The sequence below is a fragment of the Litorimonas haliclonae genome (assembly GCF_965138505.1).
Classification (GTDB): Bacteria; Pseudomonadota; Alphaproteobacteria; order Caulobacterales; family Maricaulaceae; genus Litorimonas; species Litorimonas haliclonae.
Map to the genome: position 1 here is coordinate 280621 of NZ_CBCSCO010000003.1, position 23391 is coordinate 304011.

Here is a 23391-nt window from a genome sequence, read left to right on the forward strand (position 1 = left end):
ACTAATTGAAGGCTATCGTCCGGCTGTGTTTAGCGTTCTTGGAGAGGCTGGTCCTGACACGCCGTTGGCCATGTCCCTCTCTGATTCAAAGGCTTGAGAAAGTGATTCGTAAAAAGCGATTTGAAAGCGGGTCTCCGGATCATCCACTTTAGGATCAGGCGCGTTTAGAGGCCGAACTTTCCAGCCTTTATGCGCCGCGAGCATATAAGCTTTCCAAGCGTCGACAGGCAGGAGTCCTCCTGTAACTTGCTTGCTTGGACTATTGTCGTCATTTCCCATCCAGACGCCTGTCGTCAACTGCGCCGTGAAACCGACAAACCAAGCGTCCCTATAATCCTGGGACGTACCGGTTTTGCCTGCTGCAGGGCGGTTGCCAAGCCGGGCGCCATAACCCGTACCGGAGTCAATAACGTCGCGCATCATCCCCGTCATTTGACGGGAGTATGGAACGGCGTAAGCGCGGGTAGGTTGAGAGACCCGCCGCGTATAAAGGGGACGTTTCGCTGTATCCGTTATTTCTGTTATAAAGTAAGACGACTTCAAGAGGCCTTCATTGGCAAAGACGGAATAGGCGGTCGTCAATTCCAGAAGATTCACTTCGGACGTTCCTAAAGCAATGGAATATTCGGGCCTCATTTCAGATTTGATTCCAAACCGCTTGGCTGCACTCACAACTTTGGAAGGCCCGACTTCAGAGCCGACCTGCGCCGCAACCGTATTGATGGAGAGTTTTAGGGCTTCGCGTATGGTAATTGGACCGCGGTAGCGTCGCGTATAATTTTCCGGTGACCATCCCTTAATTTCAATGGGCTGGTCTATACGGATAGTGCCCGGGGTAAATCCTTCTTCCATCGCCGCGGCATAAACAATGCTTTTAAACGCGGATCCAGGTTGTCTGGCAGCTTGGCTTGCGCGGTTGAATTTTGATACGGCGTAGTCACGCCCGCCCACTAACGCCCTGACCGCGCCTGTAGAGTTATCGACACTTACGAGCGCGCCTTCTTGAATGTTCTTGGCATCACCAGAGGCGTTTAGAGTTTTCTTTATAGCCTCATGCGCCTCCTTCTGAAGGTCGGTGTCTATTGTTGTTGTTATGATGAGGTCTTGTCTTTTCTCGCCCACCAATTCATGCGCGCGCTCAGAAACCAGATCGAAGACATATCCCAGAATGTCCGGCTCCAAGAGAGGCTCTGAATCTTCAACAATGACCGGCGGTGTTTTTCGGGCCTCAACTTCCTGTTCAGGGCTAATGAATCCATTGGCAGTCATGCGTTGTAAAACCAAATGAGACCGGGCGAGGGCGCCTTCAAAATTTTTCGTAGGATCGAAACGGCTCGGGGCTTTGGGGAGGGCCGCGAGAAGCGCACCTTCAGACAAGCTAAGTGTCTTGGCTGTGTGGCCGAAATACTTCTGCGAGGCCGCTTCAATGCCAAAGACCTGAGGCCCAAGATTAATCCGATTTAAATATAGCTCCAGAATTTCCGGCTTACTCAGCTTGGCTTCCATGTCCCGGGCGAGCAACATTTCCTGGACTTTCCGGCGATAGGTTTTTTCCGGGGTCAGAACCATATTTTTGACGAGTTGCTGGGTGAGGGTGGACGCGCCTTGAGATTTTTCACCGGTAGAGGTGTTCGTCACTAGGGCTCGAAAAATGGCCTTATTGTCAATTCCCGTATGTTCGTAAAACCGTTCATCCTCAATCGCCAGAAAGGCATTTGCGACGTGTCGGGGCATTTGATCAAGCTTCATGGGCTCGCCGATATAGGGTCCGCGATGCCCAATCACTTGCCCGTCCTTATCAAGAATCGTTATATTGGGTTTAAGGTTCATCTCCCACATCGTGGTCTTATCTGGCAGATTGGGTAGGCCCGCGAGAAAATATTGCCGCGCCTGAAAATAAGACAGCGCAATAATAACGCTCACAACTGCGACCACAGCCATCCAGACAGCGCGCTTCCGACGCTGGCTGTTGTCGTTAGCGACATCAATGTCTGCGCGGTAGGTTGGCATATCTTCCATATAGTATAAGGAACCTGAATGGGTGCTAAATCAAATCTACCCTTTTGGAAAACCAAAAATATGGCGGAATTGAGCCGTGAGCAGTGGGAAAGTCTCTGTGACGGCTGCGGAAAGTGCTGTTGTATCCGATTGGAAGATGAAGATGACGGGTCGGTTTATGTAACTGACGTCTCTTGTCACCTCTTTAATCCCGAGACCTGTGCTTGTAGTGACTATGGGAATCGTAAATCCATTGTTCCCGATTGCGTGACTCTCACGGCCGCTACAGTGGATGAACTTCACTGGATGCCGGAAACGTGTGCTTATAGGCTCGTGGCAAAAGGAGAGGATCTTCCAGACTGGCATCACTTGGTCTCTGGGTCCCGGGAGACTATTCACGAGGCGGGTATGAGCGTCAGAGGTCAGGTCGAAAGTGAAAGCGGGGTCTCTGATAAAGAGCTACCGCATCGCATTGTCATATGGCCAGGAGAGCCAGACTTCACCAAGAGCTAATAAAGCGACTGATTCCTGAGGATAGGGTTCGGAAAACCCTCAGACGATAAATTGAAACCCTAAATTGTTAGGTCTTTTTTATCATTTGCTTTAAACCCCTGAATTTTCCAAGAATCTGTGATTTTATTGTTACAGATATGTCACAATCTGTATCAAAGCGTGAAAAACTGCTGTTTATGGGTGTGTTAGGAAGATATTTACCTCATAGGGCCAGACCCTTAGTGACAGTTTTTTGACGAAGCGACCTTTAATGTTCCTTTTAGAGAACAAAGCGCGTTGAAAGCGGAAAAGAATATGACAGATACAATAGCGCGCAACCCAGCTGCTAACGACCTTGCTCCTACTCCGACAGATCGCGGGCAGCCGATAAGGCATAGTGATTTCGCAACGTTGTGTGATGGCTTGGATTATGCCGCACAAGGGAAAACGGGCCTCAACTATTTTGATGGTAAAGCCAAACTCAAAACAGTTTTGACCTATAGAGAGTTGAGAGAACGCTCTATTGATCTGGCTTACCGCCTCGTCAAATTCGCCCCTAAAAACTCCCGTATCGGCTTAGCTGCTGTCTCGACGCCTGAGTTCGCCGTACTATTCTTTGCATGCCAATATGCAGGTCTTGTCCCGGCTCCTCTTCCATTGCCTGTCACTTTGGGCGGCCGCGGAAGCTACGAACGTCAGCTCCAGAGAATGGCGGATACAGGCGATTTTCACGCGCTGTTTACGCCGGAATCTATGGAGCCGATTATGAGTTCGGCGCTCAATGATCAAGCTATTCCCGTTTTGACCTTTGGCGACGTTGATAAACTCCCTAAAGGAAACAAGCTCCGCAAATTCAATGAAGATGATCTTTGCTATATTCAATATAGCTCTGGCAGCTCCAGCTCGCCTAAAGGCATTATCGGGACGCAGTCGACTGTGTCGGCCAATTGTCACGCCATCACTAAACACGGATTGCAAATAAACGAGACGGATCGCGCCACAAGCTGGTTGCCGCTCTACCACGATATGGGCCTGATTGGTTTTATGCTCGCTCCCTTGATGAGCCAGCTAACTGTAGATTTTATTGACCCTCAAGATTTCACCCGCCGTCCGATGACATGGCTCCAGCTTATAAATGACCATAAAGGCACACTTTCCTACTCACCGACCTTTGGTTACGAACTTTGCGTTCGCCGCTGGCGAGACGATCGGGAGCTTGACCTGTCTAGCTGGCGCGCGGCCGGCATTGGCGGCGATATGGTGCGTCCAGAACCGCTCACAGAGTTTGAAGAGCTGTTCGGCCCTATGGGCTTCGATAAAGGTGCGTTTACGCCGAGCTATGGATTAGCAGAAACGACGCTCGCGGCAAGTTTCGCGCCTCTAGGGCAGGGGCTTAAGAAACACACTATCGATATGGACCGGTATGAGCGCACGACCGAAGCGGTAACGGCAACTGATTTAACCCCAGCGGCGGCGCGACGAACATTTGTGGCTTGCGGTACGGTCTTGCCGGATCACGAAATCGAAATACGTGATTTTCAGAACAACATTTTGAGAGGCTCTAAAGTTGGGCGCATTTGCCTGCGCGGGCCAAGTGTGTCGCCGGGCTATTTCAGAAACTCGCAAGCCACAGAGGCCGCTTTCACGAAAGAAGGCTGGCTAGACACGGGTGATCTTGGTTATTGGCTAGACAACCAGCTCGTTGTGACAGGCCGCTCCAAAGACCTGATTCTCTGGCATGGACGCAATATTTGGCCTCAGGATATTGAATGGGCGGCTCAGGCAGCTGCACCTCATCGCTGCGGACGCGCGTGCGCCTTCGCCATTGGCGGCGCAGGCGATGAAAAGCAGATAATGCTTCTACTCGAATGCCGGACCCGCGATCCCAAACTCTTGGACGAAATTTTCAAAGCAGTTACGGCTGCGATCCGTTTGGAAGTCGGCGTTCCTGTCAGACTTCAGCTCGTCCCTAAATCAACTATGATTGTGACAAGTTCTGGCAAGTTGTCTCGGGCGCGGGTCAAAGAGAAATTTGTCTCAGGCGGTATCATCGACCTTCAAAACGCCGAATCTATCCGTGTTGTAAAGTCCGAGACTTAACGCGATATGTCTCGAATAATTGCGCTCACCGGCGCAACGGGGTTTGTTGGACGCCATCTTGTTAGAGCTTTACTGTGTCAGGGCTTTCATGTCAGAGCCTTGGTGCGTCGCAAAGGCGCACTGGATGACCTAACGCATGAAAACCTCACGATAGTCGATGGTGATCTTTCAAGTGATTTAACTGGCTTGGCGAGAGACGCTGATTGCCTTTTTCATCTGGCGGGTTTGGTTAAAGCTCCAACATGGTCAATCTTCGAAGACGTAAATATCCACGGAGCCCGCCGCGTCGCCAAAGCTGCCGAGACGGCCAAGATTCCGCGCTTGGTACTTTTATCTTCCCAGACAGCCCGCGCGCCGGAGTTGAGCCGATATGCGAAATCCAAGAAGTTAGGAGAAGAGGCGGTAAAGCAGGAGTTCTCAGGGGAATTAGCAATTATTCGCGCCCCGGCCGTCTTTGGTCCTGGGGATGAAGCCACCAAACCGATCTTCGATTTAATGAAGCGGGGGTATTTGCCCGTCGCTGGCGGCAAAGGCTGGAGAACTCGCTCCGTTGCGATGGTCTATATTTCTGACCTGGTCGACAACCTAATCGCAAAAGCAATTGAAGGAGAGTATGACGGCGAAACCGTTTCACCATCGACGACCGGAGCCCTGACAATGCCGCAACTGGCCGAATACGGAGAAGTCGCTTTGGATAGACGTGTGCGCGCCTTTCCTATCCCTCTGATTATTCTTTATCCCGTTGCTACAATTACAACTTTGACATTACGACTGTTTTCTATAGGGCACTTGAGTCTAGGAAAACTGGCTGAGTTCCGTTATGAACATTGGCAAAGTAATGACTTGGTTTCCAATCCAACGCCAATGGCTGAAGCCATTGCTAAAACCGTACGAAGCTATGATGCTCTGGGATAAAATATGACGTCTTCGCCAAATCGTGATGAAATTTTCGCAAAAGTCTGCGAGCTTCTTAAGCCCTATAACCCTCAAGACCGACCCATATACCGCGAAAGCGGAATTATGTCCGATTTGGAGGTCGACTCCGTGGCTGTATTTGATTTGGTTATGGGGCTGGAAGACCATTACGACATTTCAATTCCAATGGAAATGGTCAGCGATATCAAGACTGTAGGAGAGCTTGTTAACGCCATTAAAGAACTCACCTCTGAATAGGACACATGATGTCTTCACTTTTTGATAAATACGCGCCTCTTCAAACTCGCGTCGATATGATGATGAAAATCGGGCAGGACGCTTTAGGTGTTCAGTTCGATGACATTCTGGATGCGACCCGGGGGAGAATCGGAAATCGTGAAATCCTTCTGGCCGGAACGAATAACTATCTCGGCCTGACATTTGACGAAGATTGTATGAAAGCGGCGCAAAAGGCCGTTGAGTCGCACGGAACTGGCACTACGGGCTCTCGCGTCGCTAATGGCTCATATGCGGAGCATATCGACCTTGAAAAGGCGTTGGCCGATCACCTCGGGATGCCGAGCTGTATTGTCTTTACGACAGGTTACCAAACAAACCTCGCCGCGATAGCGGGATTGGCCGGCGATAAAGACGTTATCTTCATGGACGCCGATGCTCATGCTTGCATCATTGACGGAACGCGCCTTACAGGCGCATCGACTATTCGTTTTCGTCATAACTCTCCTGAGGATCTGGATAAACGCCTGAAACGACGCGGCGAAATAGAAGGCGGGAACGCTTTAGTGGTTATCGAGGGCATGTATTCCATGTTTGGCGATATTGCTCCCGTTGACGAGTTTGTTGACGTTACGCATCGCCACGGTGGCTATCTTTATATTGATGAAGCCCATAGTTACGGCGTTTTCGGCCCGACCGGCTGCGGCATTGCTGAGGAACAAGGCGTCTTAGACAAGATCGACTTCATATCGGGCACATTCTCAAAAAGTCTTGCTTCTGTGGGCGGGTTCTGCGCGTCTCGTCACAAAGAATTTGAAATTACACGCAAAATCATGCGACCATATATGTTTACGGCGTCTGCGACCCCGTCCAACATTGCTGCCGCTCGTGCTGCGGTTGAAAAAGTTAAAGCAGGCGGTCACTTGCGGAGTAATTTGAAAGAACGTGCACAGCAACTTCATGCCGGATTGAAAGAAATGGGATATGATCTCTGCGCTGACGCAAGTCCAGTCATTGCCGTGCGCCGTCCTAACGAAGCTGTGGCAGCTATGGAGTGGAACTGGCTGATAGAAAACGGCGTTTATGTAAATCTCGCTGTCCCGCCCGGAACGCCGCAAAGCTCAAGCCTGCTGCGCATTAGCCTCTCTGCGGCCCATACCGAAGAGAATATCAACGCCATTCTTAAAGCGTTTGGCGAGTTAAAGAGTGCTCAGGGCGAAATGATGCAAAATATGGCGGCAAAACTCGCGGCAGAGTGACGATTAGCGAAACGCCCCTTTTCGCCAAAGCTTCCACCCCATGACGGGGGACGTTAAAACCGGGTGTTTTCGTTGAAACTCTGTGGGTTGATACTCAACGCCGGAGTGGTTTTTCAATTTTCTCAAGACATAGTCTAATCCGCCGTCAAACGTGGCGGCGCTATTCAATACTCTTATAACCGAAAGCGGTTTTCCTTGAACGCGGCGCCAAAACCAAAGGCGTTTGACCTGATGTTCCCTTTCAGGCGACAGGTTATATTGACCTGCTTGGTCCGGAGGGCCGTAGAGAGCCGTCGTGAGCGATGCATATCTCTCTGAAAACCGCTCCACAATTTCCTGAGACCGGCCTACAGAGCTTTCCGGACGAAGTTCGGTTCGGTAACTTTCATAAAATCCTCGTCCCCATATTTCAGCGGCTGTCGCAGACGGGGCCACAAGCGGGGCTGACTGGCTCGCCATATATCGAACAGCCTCTGCGCGAGCTTGATAAACCCGTTCGGCAATGTCTTCGTCTTTGGCGCGCAGAAGGACGCAAGGCTGCGAAAACCTCCCCCAGACCTGCGACTGCAAAACGTCACTCGAACAACGCCGCTCAAATTCCTTTAAGCTCAGCAGAGAATATTTACAGGTTGAGAGGACGCCATGGTCATCTTTGCGTTCAATGTAGTAGACGGCGGGCGGGATGAGTTGGTTAAGTAACGCCCGAACGCCCCGCCCATGTGTCTTACGATAACTGTCCACCAGAACATAAAAGTCGAGCATTTTTTCCGGATTGCTCATTTCTCTCAACGATGAGCCATAATAAACAAAGGCCTGAACCCTGTCTTTGTGCCTCTGCTCTATGGCCAGCATGATATCATTTACTCTGGCAGGAGGTTCCAAGACCTCGGCGCGAATGATGTCTAAGACTGGGTCACTCATCGAGCGCGCCAAAACGTGACGGGACGGGAGGCAGAGATACGCAGTTTTTTTCCGCTTAATTCAAGGAAATCCCCGTCGAGTGTCGCCGGAGCTTTTGTCTTGAGCGTTAAGCGGTCTATATTATGACTGTAATATCCATCCTGCGCGCGGTCCTGCTTACGTCCCATCCAGAGACCAGCCACATTCAATCCCAATTTACGACTATCACCATCTGCCCATGTCATTCGAAGCGGGGCGTCTTCATCTCCCCAAAACGGATCAAGTCCCAGCATTAGAGAAGGCAGGGTTGTCATGATTGTGCCTAGCGCCGTGCCCTTATGTTTGAAAAGTGTCTCTCCAGCCAGCTTGGCTTTCATTTTATGTTTTGCCGGGGGCATAAGGCGGGTTTTATCGCCCGTGACGGCCTTTAGCACAGCGCCGACAACGGCCGTGCCGCCGCCAACTCCGTTCCCGTTTAATTTATCCTGAGCAAACCGGCTGACATGGGGGAGAGCCCCGGTCGAAAATAAAAAGCCATACACCGGATTGGACGGGTCAGTTTCCTGATTGACCCTATCAATTTGAACCAGTGAAGTGATGTGGGACCGGATATTTCCTTTTTGAATTTCTTTTAAGTCCGAAAGGTCTTTCAAACCAATATTTCTGGCGATTTGATTAGTTGTCCCGCTAGGCAAGATCGAAACCGCCGGCAGAGGCTCATCGTCTGGATAGCTATTTAACAAAGCCGTCATAACGGTTCGCACTGTCCCGTCCCCGCCTTCGATTAATATGTGTTCTCTTCTTTCTTCGCGCGCCCTTTTCATCAGTGGCCGAAGGTCGCTACGGTCTTGGCTGACAAAATGCTCTCCACCTTTTGGAAGCTTCATCAAAGAAAGCGCTGAGCCTTGTTTTGCTACAGAGCGGGCTTTTGCGTTGGAAATTGCCAGAACGGACATAACGGCAACCTAAAGGCTCTCTGTTCGCACGAGCATGAAGGCGCCCAGTAGCGCGAAAAGGGCTAGCGGGAAGGTGATCGCCGTGGTGACACCAATGCCGCCAGAGGTCGCAAAAGTGGCCATGGCGCCGTCAACAATCAGAAACACAAACCCCATTGTGATTCCAACTATCAGGGTTTTATCACCCGTGTCTTCCCGGCCTGTTCGCTGCATAAGCGGAACGCAACAAAGTAAAAGGATCAATGCGGCCAAGGGGCGTGTCAGGCGATGGGCGTGCCAAAAGCTATAGGCAAAGCGCGGCTTGGACCCTGAATTGCCCCGCATCATGAAATTCCGCATTTCTGACAGAGAAATATCCCGAGGTTCTGCGGCCAAACGGGCAATCGTCTTTGGCGTCTGACTGGTTTCCCATATGCGGGGAGAGGGGTCATTCTGAGCGCTGCGTTTCTCGCCATCGGCGCCGGCAACTTCTAAAATTCTAACCCCGTCTAACGTCCAATTCGGGTTGTTAAAAGTCGCGCTCTCGGCCCATAGGACAGAGTCTACTTCCCCGCTTTCCCCTCGTTCAAAAATTTGAATATCCCCCAGCCGAGTATAACTGATGCGTTCGGTGGCGCGGACAATATTCTGACCGTCCTCAAGCCAAAGCGGGTTTTCAGAGGTAATATTTTTGATTTTATATTCCCCAATTCCCCAGTCCTGTAAGGACCGGACGGCCGGGGCCATAGCAACATCAATAAAGGTGATGGAAACCAGACTGGCGCCGAAAACAACTGGGAGCAGTAATAAAATCTGCTTTGGCGCGGAAATCCCGAAGCCGAGTAAGGCGACAAGTTCATGCTGCCTGATCAATCGAACAAATACCAAGAGGATGGCCACGACGAGGGTAAACACAAAAATTCGATCAAATATGACGGGCGCGCGTAAAAACATGTACCGGAAAGTACCCTGAAAACCTTCTCCGCTCGCCACTATATCCGCGCCGTTCGCTAAGCTGTCGAGCAAACCGATAAGCACCAGAAAACCGAATACGGTCGTCAGCCAGGTGATCAAAAAGGTCTTTGACAAATAAAGGCCAAACTTAAACACCGCCGACTCCTGTTGATTTTGAACGTAGGCGAGATAAGGCGGTTCTGGCTTGTTTCTGCCAATGAGCGACCTGCATGGCAAAGGATGTCAGCGGAGGCTGTCCCATTTTATAGGCACTTTTCCAGAATATATAGGCGGCAAAAACGGTCACGACGGCAATCACGGACCAAATGCCGAGCCATGGCGGAATTTTTGCGGACGCCCCCAAGCCTTGCCCGAATTCCAATGCTTTTTGCAAAGACACCAAGAAGACGACTCCTATAAAGATACCGGCAGAGGAGGGGTTGCGCCCATAGTTCAGCCCGAAAGGCACTGCGATGAAAGGAATCAGGAGAAGCAAAAAGGCTCTTCCGACTCGGAGGTGCAAGGCGGCATTATTCGTCTCTTGAGTTAATGTGTCGAGAAAAGTACCTTTTCGGTTCTTAAAGAGCTCAACTGACGTTAATTCTCTTTCATCATCGCCGCGGGCGCGAAACTCCACGACAGAGGCCGCGCCGGTCACATCAGAGCTACTAAAGCTCAGATCGCCGTCTAGCTGTTCATTGTTCTCGATTTGGTAAGTTCGACCGGAAGAGAGCTGCAATACTGGATCATTACTGGCTTCTTGGACGATTAAGCGGCCTTCATTGGCCGTCGTCATTCTGAAACCAATTTGATTTCCGGAATTGTCCTCGGTTGATTCGTAGATAAAAATGGGGCCAATTGCGGCGCCGGCCAATTCAGTTCCCGCGAAAAAGGTTCGGGTTCCGACAGTGGTAAATGTACCTTCCCGTAGGGCAGCGGTGAAGCTTTCCTGCTTTACGACATTGACGAGTTGCCGGTAATTATATCGCCCTACGGGTTGCATATAGCCTTCGATGAAGAGTGTCAGGCACGCCAGAAAACCGCCTAAGACAACAAAAGGTTTTGTCATGTGAAAAAGCGAAACTCCGGCGCCAAGGGCGGCCGTGAGCTCACTGGAGCGGGAAAACCTATCTATCGTTATGATAGTTCCAAGCAAAAGCGCCATAGGAACCGCCATTCCGAGGTAATGAGGAAGGAGATTGTAAATCATACGGGTGGCATCCGCCGCAGGATCACTTGAATTTGATACGATTTCAAAGATTCGCAAAAGGCGTTCTAATAGGAGGACGCAGCAGGCAAAAACCACTAACCCTCCGATATTCACGGAGGCACGTTTGAAAAGATATAGGTTCAGCCTGCCCATCATGTCTGTAGTTAGACCTTTACTCTTACTGTAAGCTGTCCATATTCAGTCTGTATTCAGACCCACTGAAACATTATGTGTTTAGGGCTTAATAAGGGCAGACCGTGAAAGCAAACTTACTTCACAGATTTTTATCCGAAATCTTTGTAATATTTACAGTATTATTGATTTTTTCGACAAGTGCATTCGCGCAAAACCGTCAGGACGATGACGGTGAGGAGCCGGAAGAAGAAATTTCGGAAATTGGTCAGCAACTAGGGGTGGAACTTTACCCCTCTGACGCGTCGGATTATTGCGTAGAAGAGGGTCTTCAGATTCGCGTGACCGTCACGAACGTGACTGATGAAGGGATTTTGAAGCTTGAACTGTTCGGCGAAGACAATTTTCTCCGTAAGAGCGGTAAATTACGATTAATTCGGGTTCCTGCAGAAAATGGACCGCAAAACCTCTGCATAAATGTACCTGTGCCGGGGTCTTATGCGGTTGTCGGCTACCACGACATTGATGGGGACCGCCGGTTGAAGAAGGCGTGGAATTTCAAACCATTAGAGCCTTATGGGTTGTCCAATAACCCAGAAATAAAAGCCCTGCGGCTCCCGAAGTATTCGGAGACTAGCTTTGATGTGCCGTTAACAGGCACAGACATCACCATCAATTTGGTTGACCTCTCGAAGTAAGCCGAACAAAAGCCCACTAACCTCTTTTCGAGAGTTTGGGAAAGTTTGTGAGTAATCAATTTAACATTATTTCGGTCGAAACCGCTGTGGATAAGCAGCGGTTTTTGTCTGTCCCATACTCAATCTACAAGGAAGATCCGTTTTGGAGAGCGCCTTTGAGGTTTGAACGTAAAGAGCAGCTTGATCCAGAAAAGAACCCGGGGGCCCCTACAAACCGCAGGCTCTTCCTGGCCGTCTCAGGGGACGAGGTTGTCGGGAGAATCGCGGCCTTTACGCTTGATAAGCACGACTCCCACCATCAGGATAATACAGGGTTTTTTGGCTATTTCGACTGCATTTCTGATGAGGCTATTGCCAAAGAGTTGTTAGGCGCGGCTGAAAACTGGCTTAAAGAAATTGGCCGAGGGCGTATGGTGGGGCCGTCTCAATGGAGCGTTAATGAGGAATGCGGCCTCTTAATAGACGGGTTTGAGACGCCGCCCGCCGTCATGATGCCTCATGGCAGGGCAGACTACCAAACATATTGCGAAGACTTTGGCCTCTCTAAAGCCGTTGATATGTTTGCGTATCAGGCAGAGCTATCCGCCGGATATCCCAGGTCAAAATTCCTTCAATCGCTCCTGTCCTATGCTGAGCGGAATAAGTCCATTCATTGGAGGCATCTCGATAAAATTAAATTCCGGGCCGAAGTTGACCTTGTCATGGACATTTTTAATGATGCCTGGTCAGAGAATTGGGGGTTTTTGCCTTTCAGTGATGATCAAATCGAGCATATGGCCAAAGAGATCAAACCGCTCATTTTCGAAAAGGGACTATGGGTCGGATACATTGACGATGAGCCTGCGGCTTATATCTGGATGATACCGGACCTGAATGAACTCACACAAGGCTTGGACGGGAAGCTTCTTCCTTTTGGGTGGGCACAACTTGTCTGGCGGTTGAAGGTCTCAGGTGCAAGACAAGCGAGAATCCCGCTTATGGGGCTCCGAAAAGCCCATCAGAATACTCGCAAGGGTCTGGCTCTTGTCGCTCAACTTTGTGAGCAGGTATTCGAGGCGGGACGGGAGAAAGGCTTTACCCATTGTGAGCTATCTTGGATATTAGAAGACAATGCTGGAATGATTGGAATATGTGAAGAAGCTTCCGCAACCCGTTATAAAACCTATAGAATGTACGAGAAAAAAATTACTTCATGACAGAGGTGAACACACTTGTTTTAGCCGGACAAAGAGCAGGGGCCAAAGACCCACTTTGCGCCGAGTTTGCGGTCGAGTTTAAAGTCGAAACGCCGCTTCTTGGCCGGCCTATGCTGAGCTGGGTGGAAAACGCCCTTGATCTGGCGGGGCTTACTCGTCCCTATCTAATTTCTGGATATCCAAAAGCGGGAGAGGGGTGGATTCAGGCTGGTTCGGGAAGCGGGCCAGCGGATAGCGCGTTAATCGCTCTAAGCGAAGCCACCTTGCCCTGTCTCATGACGACAGGGGATCATCCTCTTTTAACCGCAGAGATGGTAGCGGATTTTATTAAAAAGTCTCAGGATTCCGAGACGGATTTTTGCGTGGGGCTCGCACAAGAAGAGGTTATTCAATCGGAATACCCTGACACCAAGCGTACATACTTACGATTTTCCGATGAAGCAGTCTCCGGGTGCAATCTCTTTTATATTGCGAATAAGAAAGGTCTCGCGGCTTTGGAGTTCTGGAAGGCCGCCCAGCATTTGAGAAAACAGCCTCTGAAACTCGCCCGCAAGATCGGCGTTGGTCTCGGGCTACGCTATGCTCTTGGTCGGTTGTCACTGGAAAGTGCTTTTGATGAGGCCGGGGCGAAGATTGGAATCATTGCTAAGCCTATTTTATTGCCCTTCGCCGAAGCTGCGATAGACGTTGATAAGGTGTCAGACCATGCCTTGGTCAGCGATATTTTAAGAAAAAGGGGCCTTCTTGATGAAGCGCCCTGACCTTGACATCAGATCAAACAAAACTGTCGGAAAACGTATAGCGGCAAATACCGGGCTACTCGTAGGGTCAAGGGGATTGGGCGTCATTCTTGGACTCGCCACGCTTTTGATCACGGCCAACGCTCTCGACAATCAAATTAGCTTTGGTACGATTATCTTTCTCCATGGCTACATGTTATTCTTTGCCGAAGTGGCAACGTTTCAAAGCTGGCAGTCGGTTATTCGATTTGGCTCTGATGACGTCCATAATGAAGACCCGGGTCGTTTGGCTGGGCTGATAAAGTTTGGAATAAAAATTGACGTTTTATCGGCCGTCCTAGCCTATGCCGGAGCCATTCTTTTGTTTGAATTTTACGCGGTTTTAGTTGCTGCTTACCCGCACTTTGCTCCTCAAGGCGGCGGATTTGATGTCGAAATCTTGAAACCCTTGGTAATGGCGTACTCAACAGTGGTTTTGTTTCAAATAACAGGAACGCCGATCGGTATATTACGACTGTTCGACAAATTTAACGGCCTTGCATTTGCCAGCATTGTTATGCCGGGCGTGAGGCTATTAGGTGCGGTCTTCGCCTATTTCATGGGGTGGGGCATGATTGGATTTCTTTGTGTCTGGTATGTCGCGTCTGTCTCCGGGTATGTGTTCAAAGTCCTATTGGGGCTGTCGGAGCTCTTTAAACGCCGCTTAGCCAAACCTGTGCTGAAAGCTAAAGAAGGGTTTTTCAAGCCCCGTGAAGGGTTATGGGCTTTTGTCTGGAAGTCGAATGTCGATTCAACGCTCGCCGCCGGGGTGAACCAACTTCCAATCTTGCTCGTCGGAGGAGCTTTTGGCCCGGCATTCGTCGCAATTTATAAATGGGCAGAAGAAATCGCCAAACTCTTGTCGGAAGGCGTGAAGCTGTTGGATCAGGTAATTTACCCGGAATTGGCCCGCATTGTCAGCGGCGGGGAGGGACAACGTATATTACGCCTGGTCACGCGCGCCAGCCTTGTGTCTCTTGGGGTTGGCTTATTTCTTGCCGGCGTTGTCGCTGTTATCGGACCTTTCATTATCGAAACAACGCTGGGCGCCGAATATGCGGGGGTTATACCTCTGGCTATTGTTCTGGTTCTTGGGGCCGCTTTGTTTGCCGCTGTCGCTCCGCTCTTTCCCGTCTTTTATGCCGCAAATCGACCTGAAAAAGCGATTTATGCCCGTGCGGCGGGATTAATCGTTTATGTTATTTCGTTTTTTGTTTTGATTCAGTATTTTGGTGAAATTGGGTCCGCATTGGCGGTCGTTGCCGGTTATTTTGTCGGCATGGTTTTAGTCGTAATCTTAACCCGACAAGTTCTGAGAGGCTTGCATAGTCGTGACAGCTAAGTCGTCTGAACTCCCCACCTTCGCCATATTTGATTTGGACTACACGCTTACGAAACGTGGGACATGGGGGCGCTTTGTCTGGCGAACCGTACGAGGGCGGCCACACTTATGGATCCCGTTATTATTCAGCACGGCAATGTTTCAATGGCAATATAAACGCGGAAAATTACCGCGCGGCGCCGTTAAGAAGACGATGATGCGGTGGAGTTTACAGCGTTTTGACAAAACGAAACTGACTAAAATGGCGCAGGAATTCGCGCGCCGTGAGGTCGAGGCAGGGCTTAGGGCCGGGGGGCAAGCAGCCTTGAAATACCACGCGGATCAAGGTCATCGCATAATTTTAGCCAGCGCAGCTGTGGATTTAGTGGTGAAGCCCATCGCGGATGAGCTTGGCATAGGTGATTTTGTCTCAACCGAACTGGATTGGAGTGAGGCAGGGCAGCTGAAATCAGACTTTAAAAGCCCTAATTGTTACGGGGAGGAGAAATTGAACCGGGTAAAAAAACTCATGGCTAGCATTGCGCCTCGTGGGGCCTATACCTATTTCTACTCGGATAGCAAAGCGGACCTGCCCGTAATGGACTATGTTGACGTCCCAATCGTGGTGGATCCCTCTCAGAAATTTAAGGAATATGCGACATCACGTGAATTTGACATTCAATATTGGTTGAAAAGCAATAAGGGCTTTATTCCCGTTCACCCGGAAATTGAAAAATTACCTTTATAAATATAGTTGATGAAATTTAAACTTTATTGAAACTCAATTCGTTTTAAACCGTATTCACAGAAGTGTCACAGGGATCCCAGAGTTATGGCAGAATTCGCAGAAGCAATTCCCAGCCTCAGAGTCGGTTTTATCTACAATCATGAAGTTCCCCATCAGGTGGCGCACACGGCGCCGATTCTGAAAGAACTTTTATTGCGGTATCCATCTCTCAATATCGATGTGCTTACATCGACTGAGGAACAGAAGAAACTTGTCAAATCAGGTCTGGGAACGGAGCTCTCTAAACAAACCCGTTTTATCGATCTCGAGGTCGGGAAGGCGGATAGGGGCGTTTTAAAAGCCGCTAATGCTGTAGCTCCGGCGCGCCGCATCTCAATTTTAAAAAACAACATCGATATTTTCCGCGAGTATGATGTTTTTGTCGTGCCTGAATCCACGTCTCTTATTTTGAAGTCACAATTCGGTCTGGATCATCTGAAGTTTATTTTGACCCACCATGGCGCAGGTGACCGGTCTGTAACAGAGAAAGAATCAATCCGGGACTTTGATTTCGTGCTCGTCCCCGGCGAAAAGCTGAAAAAGCGGCATTTGGAACGGGGTCTCATCAGAGAAGGAAGTTATGCCGTGTGCGGATATCCGAAATTTGATTTCGTCCCCCACACACCCGCAAATCTAAACCTTTTCGATAATGACAACCCTATCGTAGTCTACAATCCTCATTTCGATCCCTATTTGTCTTCTTGGTACGACATGGGACCGGATGTTTTAGACGCATTTTTAAATGCGCCGGATATTAATTTGATTTTTGCGCCGCACATTATGTTGTTCCAGCGTAAACTTCATACCTCGGTTGAACATAAACGCGTAAAGTTCCGCAAAAGCCTGCCGGATCGATTTTATAACGCGCCGAATATTCATATTGATCTGGGTTCAACCAAAAGCGTGGATATGACCTATACTCGCTCGGCTGATATCTATCTCGGCGATGTCAGTTCCCAAGTCTATGAGTTTTTGGAGCGTCGCCGCCCGACTATTTTCCTAAACAGTCATGAGGCCGATTGGGCCGGGAATCCTTTTTATATGAGCTGGACGACTGGGCCTGTCTTAAACAGCGTCGATAACTTGATCGAAACCGTGAGAGAAGCCAGCGACACACATGACAGCTATTTGCCTGCGCAGAATTTTGCTTTTGATGAGACCTTCGATTTCTTTGAGGGTAAAGCTTCAGCTGTGGCAGCGGATTCTATTGCAGAATTTCTGAAATATCAGTCTGTTGCGGAGTCAGAACTGGAAGCAGCGGAGTAAGGTATTGCAACTTCACAGAGAGTTGCGTTTAAAACACTTTTTCAGACGCATATAGCTACTTTATGAAACTTTTGAACTCCATGATGTCCCGGTTTGTTAAAGTCGGTCAGCTAACAATTATTGACGCCGATGGGAAACATCACGTTCATGGCTCGGGCGGCGATCCAAAGGCGACGATTCGTCTTACGGACAAGTCTTTATACCGAACCCTTTTCTTAAACCCTGAACTCAAAGCCGGAGAGGCTTATATGGATGGGACACTGATTTGCGAGGAGGGCGGTATAAGAGGCCTCCTAAAGGTATTTCTGCACAATAGAGGCGGATTACGGAGCCATCCGATACAAAAAGTTTTAAACCGAACGCTAAAAAAACTTAAGAAGCTTCATCAGCGAAATAAAAAATCTGCCTCCCGCTCTAATGTGCAGCACCATTATGACCTCTCGAATGAGTTCTATCGCCTGTTTTTGGATGAAGACCTCCAATATAGCTGTGCTTACTGGCCTTCGCTCGATATCAGCCTCGAAGAAGCGCAAAGGCTAAAGAAAAAACATATCGCCCAGAAGCTTTGCCTTACTCCCGGTCAAACTGTGCTGGATATCGGTTGCGGGTGGGGCGGTATGGCAATTTATCTGGCTCAGAATTACGGCGTTAAGGTCGTTGGCGTGACGCTATCGCAGGAGCAATTCGCGTTAGGTCTTGAACGGGTAAAAGAATTGGGACTCGAAAAGTCGGTGGATTTAAGGCTGACTGACTATCGTGACCTCGAAGAAAACTTCGACCGAATCGTGAGTGTTGGCATGTTTGAACATGTCGGGGTGGCGCATTATGAGGAATATTTTTCGAAAATTAAATCACTCCTGGCCGAAGACGGTCTTGCCCTTGTTCACTCTATTGGAAGAAAAGGTGGCCCGGGGACGACTGGGGCTTGGATTAGGAAATATATTTTCCCCGGCGGTTATTCACCGGCCCTATCGGAAACTTTCGCCGAAATCGAGAAAGCTAAGCTATGGGTGACGGATTGTGAAATTCTTCGTCTCCATTACGCCTATACGTTGGCAGAGTGGGATAAACGGTTCCAAGCTAATCGAGACAAAGTTGCCGCTATGTTTGACGAGCGGTTTTGCCGGATGTGGGAGTTTTACCTCGTGATCAGCGAGTTCTCATTCCTCTATGGCAATCATATGAACTTTCAAATTCAGCTGAGTAAAGATGTGCATGCGGCCCCTGTAACACGGAATTACATGATGGACGATGAAACTGTTTCGAGTTAAGTGGCTGGCATTATGGTAGATACAGTCGATAAGCCGAAGCACCTTTCAAACCCTCGCCGCGCTTTTATTAAAAAGACCGGGAAGAAACTTGTCCGCAAAATTGCGGCCTTTCAGTCTAAACAGTCCATTGTCCCGGACACGCCGAAAATTGACAATTCTTACTTTCCCTTCTTAAAGGAATTCACGGAGAATTGGGAAACAATCCAAGCGGAAGCCCAAGAGGTTTTGAAGTTCCGCGAGGCGATACCCGGGTTTCAAGAAATATCTCCGGATCAATACCGCTTAGCTAAGGAGCAAAACTGGAAGACTTTTGTTTTGTTTGGGTTTGGAGAGCGCCTTGAAAAAAATGCCTCTCTGGCACCGAAAACAGCGGAGATTTTAGAGCGCGTCCCCAATTTGCAAACGGCTATGTTTTCAATCCTCGCCCCCGGATATCACATTCCGGCACATAAAGGCGTTACGAAGGGAATTCTTCGCTCTCATATCGGTCTGATTATACCGCAAGACCGCGAGAAATGCCGCATCCGCGTCGACGACACCATTACGGCCTGGAAAGAGGGCGAAATTTTTGTGTTCGATGACACCTATGAGCATGAGGTGTGGAACGACACCGATGAAGAGCGCGTCATTCTCTTGTTTGATTTTGACCGCCCTATGAAATTTTGGGGACGTTTTCTGAATAAGAGCTTTTTGCAGATAATGAAGCTGACAGCGTTTTACCAAGACCCGAAAAAGAACCTGCAAACGGCAGAAGAACGTCTGGAAGCGGCCATTCGCCAAGCAGATGCGAATATGGAAGCCATGTCTGACCCGGCTGAGAAGCGTTAATTACGTTTTCCGTGTCACGCTTTCGGCTGTGCCGAGCTAATGCGAGTGTATTGAGTAGATGAGGCGGCCTATTAGGACAAAACCGGGGTTTTCCAATTCTGCTCCATCAATTAGGGAAATCTTATCCCCGTTTTGAACTAAAAATCGTGCGTTCGCGGCAGGCTTAGCCTGTCTGTCAAAAATCAGGATCGAGTCTCGAGCAAATTCTTTGTGATCTACAGAGTCGAGTGCAAACAAATCCTCAAGTTCAATGGCCAAGCTTAGATACCGTGTTGGCTTGGCATTTGCGAAAGACTTTGCACTGGGCGTCGATTCGTAGATAGGAATGTGACGAATGGGCGTATTTAGGTGTTGATAGACAGGGCTGCGACCCGCAGGCAACTCCCCGGAAAGAAGCCACACAGAGTCGACCCCAAGACAGTCAGCAATTTTCTCGAGTGCATCTTTGCGGGGCACATGACCGCCGCGTTCCCAATTGGCGATGGTCGGCTGGCTCACACCGCATCGGTCCGCCATATCTGCCTGCGACAATCCGAGCTTTTTTCGGTGTTGTTTTATTCGTGAATGTAGATTAGGCATCGCGCCACCAACTGCTTATAGACTGTGTTTATAAGTTAAGTTTATTTAATCTGCCTCGCAAGCGTTCAACGCAGTCTCTCCTAAAAGGTTAAGCTGGGTTAAATTCACTGTGAAGGCCTTGCCTATTTAGGGGTTATGTTTAGTAGGGCGCGTTCTAATTGAGGGCTGAGTATTTAAGTAAGTTAACATGACAAAGAATTTATAAGAAAAACCTATAAGTTTTCTTGAATGAACGGCGTCAATGCTTATCTACAGTTCACGGATGATGATTCAACAGTCGACAAAAGAGACCCATAACTCGTTTGTCGATACAAAAATATGAAAGAGGATGCCATGAAAGGTGACTATTGCACGCGCGAAGGCGCTGAAAAACTAAAAGAACAAATCGAAGCCTACTGGGCTGAGCGCGGACATGACGTTCGTATCAATCTGGTTCAGGGTGGCTTCTTGGCCTCTATGCGGTCTGCCCGCACAGATGTTCGTTCGAATATGGTCAACGGAGTTCCAACGAAATCAACTGAGAATTTCGCTTAAGTCGAAAAAATACGATTTTTGAAGCCGTCCCGTTTTCGCGGGGCGGTTTTTTTATGCCCGAATTTTGCCTCGCTTTGCCCCGTCAGAGCCGCGTTAAAACCTTCGGGATATCTCTGAAATTATCCAAGGCAATTGTGGGCCGAAGACGGTGAGCGTTAATCGGGTTATATCCGTAACGCATCAGGATTGTCGGCACTTTGGCATTATGACCCGCGCGAATATCAGGGAAGCTATCGCCAATCATCACGATTTTTTTGCCTAGCCGGTTGGGGCCGGCTGCTTGCAGAAGGTGACGGCGATCGGGCTTCGCTTTCGGGGCTTCGTCGCCGCCGACAATATTTGCAAAATAAGAGGTTAGGTGAAGGGTTTCGAGTAGTGGCCGGGCGAGGTAGCCGGGCTTATTCGTACAAACCGTTAGAGTCGCGCCGCTTCGTTTTAGGTCTTTCAGTGTCTGGACAACGCCGGGGAACGGACGGCTATGGTCTGACAGGCTCTCGGCGTAACGGTTTAAAAACCACTGCTGTAACTCGGTGAGGCGCTCGTCAGAGACGCTGTGTCCAAACCGCTCCATAGAGCTGGCAATCAATCTCTTGGAACCATACCCAACCTCTCGGCGCGCGGTTTTAAAATTTGTCTCAGGCAAACCTTCGAGGGCGATGGTCTCGTTTGTGACGCGCACCAAATCTGGGGCGGTGTCCACTAAAGTGCCATCCAGATCGAGGCACAGGATATAATCCCGGAAGGGGCGACGGTGGTGGTTAAAGGATGGGTTTTTTGAGGACATAACTGTCATGAAGAAAAAGACCTCAGTTAAACATAAATTATCGGGTGCAGTGCCCCCGAACTTTCGTTAAACCAATGCGATAGTAGAAACCCTGTAATTGTCAAACGCCCAGGACCCTATGCAAAACCGTGCCGCCATTATTCTCGCCGCTGGAAAAAGCACACGCATGCAATCCAGCACATCTAAGGTTCTCCATCCTGTGGGCCGCCGGCCGCTCTTGGAATGGGTGGGGGCCTTGGCCGCGACCGCCGGAATTACCAAAACAATCTGTGTTGTCGGAGAGGGAAATGAAGACGTGCGGAAGGCGGCTGAAGGCTTGGGCTTTGATATCGCTGTTCAGGAACCGCAACTCGGAACGGCTCACGCTGTAGCCGCGGCACGAGAGTCTTTAAAGGACTTTGACGGACAGGTTGTGGTTCTTTATGCCGACACGCCTCTCATTCGGGCTGAAACTTTGAGCAAAGTATTTGATCGATTGGAGCAAAAAGCAGATCTCGTCGTCATGGGCTTTAAAGCCGCGGACCCGGCGGCTTACGGCCGGCTGGTTGAAGCCGGGGATGGTTCGCTCCAGGCTATCGTGGAGGCTAAGGAATGCACGGAAGAACAGTTGAAGATTAATATCTGTAATAGCGGAGTCATGGCCGGCGATTGCAAATCTGTGTTTGACGCGATTTCCAAGGTCGGAAATGATAACGCGAAGAAAGAGTATTATCTCACGGATATTGTTGAGATTTTAAATTCATCCGGCAAACGCTCTGAAGTCGTTTCTGCAGACGAATCAGAAGTTTTGGGGGTTAATGACCGAACAGATCTCGCAAATGCCGAAGCCGCTTTTCAAAAAGTCATGCGAGAGAATGCCCTGCAAAACGGGGTGAGCTTGAAACATCCCGAAACGGTCTTTTTCTCTTATGATACCGTATTGGAAAAAGACGTTACAGTGGACGCAAATGTTGTTTTCGGGCCAGGGGTGACGATACGCTCTGGCGCTGTCATCCATAGCTTTAGCCATATTGAAGGCGCAGAAATAGGCGAGAACGCCCAAATCGGCCCCTTTGCGCGCCTGAGACCGGGAACAGTTCTTGGAGAAAATACTAAGGTCGGAAACTTTGTCGAAACCAAAAAGGCGACAGTCGGAAAAGGCAGCAAACTCAACCACCTATCCTATTTAGGGGATGCAGATATTGGCGAGGGCGTAAATGTCGGCGCCGGAACAATTACCTGTAACTATGACGGGTATGACAAGCATAAAACAACAATAAAAGACGGCGCCTTTATCGGGACGAACTCCTCTCTTGTGGCCCCGCTCACGATTGGACAGGGGGCCTATTTGGGATCTGGCGGTGTTATAACCAAAGACGTTCCGGATAACGCCTTGGCGATCGCCCGCGCCGAGCAGGTGCATAAACCCGGATGGGCGGAGCGTTACCGCGCTGCGAAATCCAAAAGAAAAGATTCAAAAGGATAAGCCGTATGAATGTGGCGAAAGAAAACGCAGCCCTCGCGGCGCTTGAATTTGTCGAAGACGGAATGACGCTTGGTCTCGGCTCCGGCTCGACCGCCGAAATTTTTATTGAACAACTAGGCGAGAAGGTTGCCGGCGGATTGAAGGTTCAGGGCATTCCGACCTCTGATCGGACAGCCCAATGCGCAATAGAAGCGGGCGTTCCGCTGATTGAAGCGGACAAAATTCTTTCTATTGATTTGACGATTGACGGGGCCGATGAAGTCGACCCGGCTTTTTCCTTGATTAAAGGGGGCGGGGCTTGTCTGTTAAGAGAAAAGATAATCGCCCATGCCTCTGCAAAAATGGTTGTGATTATTGACGCCACAAAAATGGTTGAAAATTTAGGGGCATTTCCGCTCCCGATTGAAGTCGACCCCTTTGGCCTGACAATGACAGCGGATAAAATATATCAGGCCTTAAAAGGCACGGGCTGCCGCGAAGCTCAAACCGTCTTGCGGCAAAAAAAGGACGGGAGCGGGCCGTTGGTGACAGATGGCGGGCACTGGATCCTCGATAGCAAGTGCGAGCATATTCCTTCCCCTGTCGAGACAGCCAGGGCCCTTTCTTCTATACCGGGCGTGATGGAACATGGCCTCTTCATTGACCTTGCCGATACGATTATTATAGGCGAGGTCGATCACGCAAAAGTTATGGAGCTAGCGAAAAACTAAGCTCACCCCTCCCTATATAGGGTGAACCTGAAAATAAATTC

At 49.5% G+C, this 23391-nt stretch carries 23 protein-coding genes; 16 read left to right on the forward strand and 7 right to left on the reverse strand.

Annotated elements, in window-relative coordinates:
• Positions 1–12 precede the first annotated feature (12 nt).
• Positions 13–2010: a transglycosylase domain-containing protein gene (locus ACNA05_RS08665; RefSeq protein WP_415811059.1), complete on the reverse strand. Its 1998-nt coding sequence runs from the start codon at positions 2008–2010 to the stop codon at positions 13–15.
• Between the two features lie 27 nt (positions 2011–2037).
• Here ACNA05_RS08665 and ACNA05_RS08670 point away from each other — a divergent pair, with 27 nt between their 5' ends.
• The 5 genes from ACNA05_RS08670 (at position 2038) to spt (ending at position 7001) form a co-directional block, all read left to right on the forward strand.
• Positions 2038–2511 carry a YcgN family cysteine cluster protein gene (locus ACNA05_RS08670; protein ID WP_415811060.1) on the forward strand — a complete coding sequence of 158 codons (474 nt, stop codon included), beginning with the start codon at positions 2038–2040 and terminating at the stop codon, positions 2509–2511.
• A 294-nt stretch (positions 2512–2805) separates the two neighbouring features.
• Positions 2806–4590 carry a fatty acyl-AMP ligase gene (locus tag ACNA05_RS08675; RefSeq protein ID WP_415811061.1) on the forward strand — a complete coding sequence of 595 codons (1785 nt, stop codon included), beginning with the start codon at positions 2806–2808 and terminating at the stop codon, positions 4588–4590.
• A gap of 6 nt (positions 4591–4596) precedes the next feature.
• The gene (locus ACNA05_RS08680) at positions 4597–5505 is read left to right on the forward strand and encodes an NAD(P)H-binding protein (protein WP_415811062.1); all 909 of its coding nucleotides are present in this window, start codon (positions 4597–4599) and stop codon (positions 5503–5505) included.
• A 3-nt stretch (positions 5506–5508) separates the two neighbouring features.
• Positions 5509–5763, forward strand: coding sequence for an acyl carrier protein (locus ACNA05_RS08685; RefSeq protein ID WP_415811063.1), 255 nt, complete (start codon positions 5509–5511; stop codon positions 5761–5763).
• A 5-nt stretch (positions 5764–5768) separates the two neighbouring features.
• Complete coding sequence (gene spt, locus ACNA05_RS08690; protein WP_415811064.1) at positions 5769–7001, forward strand: serine palmitoyltransferase; 1233 nt, start codon at positions 5769–5771, stop codon at positions 6999–7001.
• A 3-nt stretch (positions 7002–7004) separates the two neighbouring features.
• Here the strand turns inward: spt and ACNA05_RS08695 are convergent, their stop codons facing one another.
• Genes ACNA05_RS08695 through ACNA05_RS08710 form a run of 4 tightly spaced genes read right to left on the reverse strand, consistent with a single transcriptional unit; the run spans position 7005 to position 11156 of the window.
• Positions 7005–7922 (reverse strand): hypothetical protein, encoded by a 918-nt coding sequence (locus ACNA05_RS08695; protein WP_415811065.1) that lies wholly within the window; start codon positions 7920–7922, stop codon positions 7005–7007.
• A complete protein-coding gene (locus tag ACNA05_RS08700) occupies positions 7919–8857 on the reverse strand; it encodes a diacylglycerol kinase family protein (protein WP_415811066.1) in 939 nt (312 codons plus the stop codon). The genes ACNA05_RS08695 and ACNA05_RS08700 overlap by 4 nt, the downstream gene beginning before the upstream one ends.
• 9 nt (positions 8858–8866) lie before the next feature.
• Positions 8867–9946, reverse strand: coding sequence for an LptF/LptG family permease (locus ACNA05_RS08705; protein WP_415811067.1), 1080 nt, complete (start codon positions 9944–9946; stop codon positions 8867–8869).
• Positions 9939–11156 carry an LptF/LptG family permease gene (locus tag ACNA05_RS08710; RefSeq protein WP_415811068.1) on the reverse strand — a complete coding sequence of 406 codons (1218 nt, stop codon included), beginning with the start codon at positions 11154–11156 and terminating at the stop codon, positions 9939–9941. The genes ACNA05_RS08705 and ACNA05_RS08710 overlap by 8 nt, the downstream gene beginning before the upstream one ends.
• A gap of 101 nt (positions 11157–11257) precedes the next feature.
• Between ACNA05_RS08710 and ACNA05_RS08715 the strand changes: the two genes are divergently transcribed.
• From ACNA05_RS08715 to ACNA05_RS08750, 8 genes are all read left to right on the forward strand, one after another.
• On the forward strand, positions 11258–11830 hold the full coding sequence (locus ACNA05_RS08715; protein WP_415811069.1) for a DUF2141 domain-containing protein: 573 nt from the start codon (positions 11258–11260) through the stop codon (positions 11828–11830).
• A gap of 47 nt (positions 11831–11877) precedes the next feature.
• On the forward strand, positions 11878–13026 hold the full coding sequence (locus ACNA05_RS08720; protein WP_415811070.1) for a hypothetical protein: 1149 nt from the start codon (positions 11878–11880) through the stop codon (positions 13024–13026).
• Positions 13023–13787 (forward strand): NTP transferase domain-containing protein, encoded by a 765-nt coding sequence (locus tag ACNA05_RS08725; protein ID WP_415811071.1) that lies wholly within the window; start codon positions 13023–13025, stop codon positions 13785–13787. Before ACNA05_RS08720 ends, ACNA05_RS08725 begins: the two co-directional genes overlap by 4 nt.
• Positions 13774–15147, forward strand: a complete 1374-nt coding sequence (locus tag ACNA05_RS08730) for a lipopolysaccharide biosynthesis protein (RefSeq protein ID WP_415811072.1) — start codon at positions 13774–13776, stop codon at positions 15145–15147. Before ACNA05_RS08725 ends, ACNA05_RS08730 begins: the two co-directional genes overlap by 14 nt.
• On the forward strand, positions 15137–15874 hold the full coding sequence (locus ACNA05_RS08735; RefSeq protein ID WP_415811073.1) for an HAD family hydrolase: 738 nt from the start codon (positions 15137–15139) through the stop codon (positions 15872–15874). Before ACNA05_RS08730 ends, ACNA05_RS08735 begins: the two co-directional genes overlap by 11 nt.
• Positions 15875–15958: 84 nt before the next feature.
• Positions 15959–17179, forward strand: a complete 1221-nt coding sequence (locus ACNA05_RS08740; RefSeq protein WP_415811074.1) for a hypothetical protein — start codon at positions 15959–15961, stop codon at positions 17177–17179.
• Between the two features lie 62 nt (positions 17180–17241).
• A complete protein-coding gene (locus tag ACNA05_RS08745; RefSeq protein WP_415811075.1) occupies positions 17242–18450 on the forward strand; it encodes a class I SAM-dependent methyltransferase in 1209 nt (402 codons plus the stop codon).
• A 12-nt stretch (positions 18451–18462) separates the two neighbouring features.
• Positions 18463–19278 carry an aspartyl/asparaginyl beta-hydroxylase domain-containing protein gene (locus ACNA05_RS08750; protein ID WP_415811077.1) on the forward strand — a complete coding sequence of 272 codons (816 nt, stop codon included), beginning with the start codon at positions 18463–18465 and terminating at the stop codon, positions 19276–19278.
• Between the two features lie 36 nt (positions 19279–19314).
• Here ACNA05_RS08750 and ACNA05_RS08755 read toward each other — a convergent pair whose 3' ends face one another.
• A complete protein-coding gene (locus tag ACNA05_RS08755) occupies positions 19315–19857 on the reverse strand; it encodes a helix-turn-helix domain-containing protein (protein ID WP_415811078.1) in 543 nt (180 codons plus the stop codon).
• A gap of 333 nt (positions 19858–20190) precedes the next feature.
• On the opposite strand from ACNA05_RS08755, the gene ACNA05_RS08760 reads away from it, so the two are divergent.
• The gene (locus ACNA05_RS08760) at positions 20191–20391 is read left to right on the forward strand and encodes a phosphoglycolate phosphatase (protein WP_415811080.1); all 201 of its coding nucleotides are present in this window, start codon (positions 20191–20193) and stop codon (positions 20389–20391) included.
• Positions 20392–20473: 82 nt separating this feature from the next.
• On the opposite strand, the gene ACNA05_RS08765 is transcribed toward ACNA05_RS08760, so the two are convergent.
• Positions 20474–21184 (reverse strand): HAD-IA family hydrolase, encoded by a 711-nt coding sequence (locus tag ACNA05_RS08765; RefSeq protein WP_415811081.1) that lies wholly within the window; start codon positions 21182–21184, stop codon positions 20474–20476.
• A gap of 109 nt (positions 21185–21293) precedes the next feature.
• Between ACNA05_RS08765 and glmU the strand changes: the two genes are divergently transcribed.
• Both glmU and rpiA read left to right on the forward strand, forming a co-directional pair.
• Positions 21294–22640 carry a bifunctional UDP-N-acetylglucosamine diphosphorylase/glucosamine-1-phosphate N-acetyltransferase GlmU gene (gene glmU, locus ACNA05_RS08770; protein ID WP_415811082.1) on the forward strand — a complete coding sequence of 449 codons (1347 nt, stop codon included), beginning with the start codon at positions 21294–21296 and terminating at the stop codon, positions 22638–22640.
• A gap of 5 nt (positions 22641–22645) precedes the next feature.
• Complete coding sequence (gene rpiA, locus ACNA05_RS08775) at positions 22646–23350, forward strand: ribose-5-phosphate isomerase RpiA (protein WP_415811083.1); 705 nt, start codon at positions 22646–22648, stop codon at positions 23348–23350.
• The last annotated feature ends 41 nt before the right edge of the window (positions 23351–23391 follow it).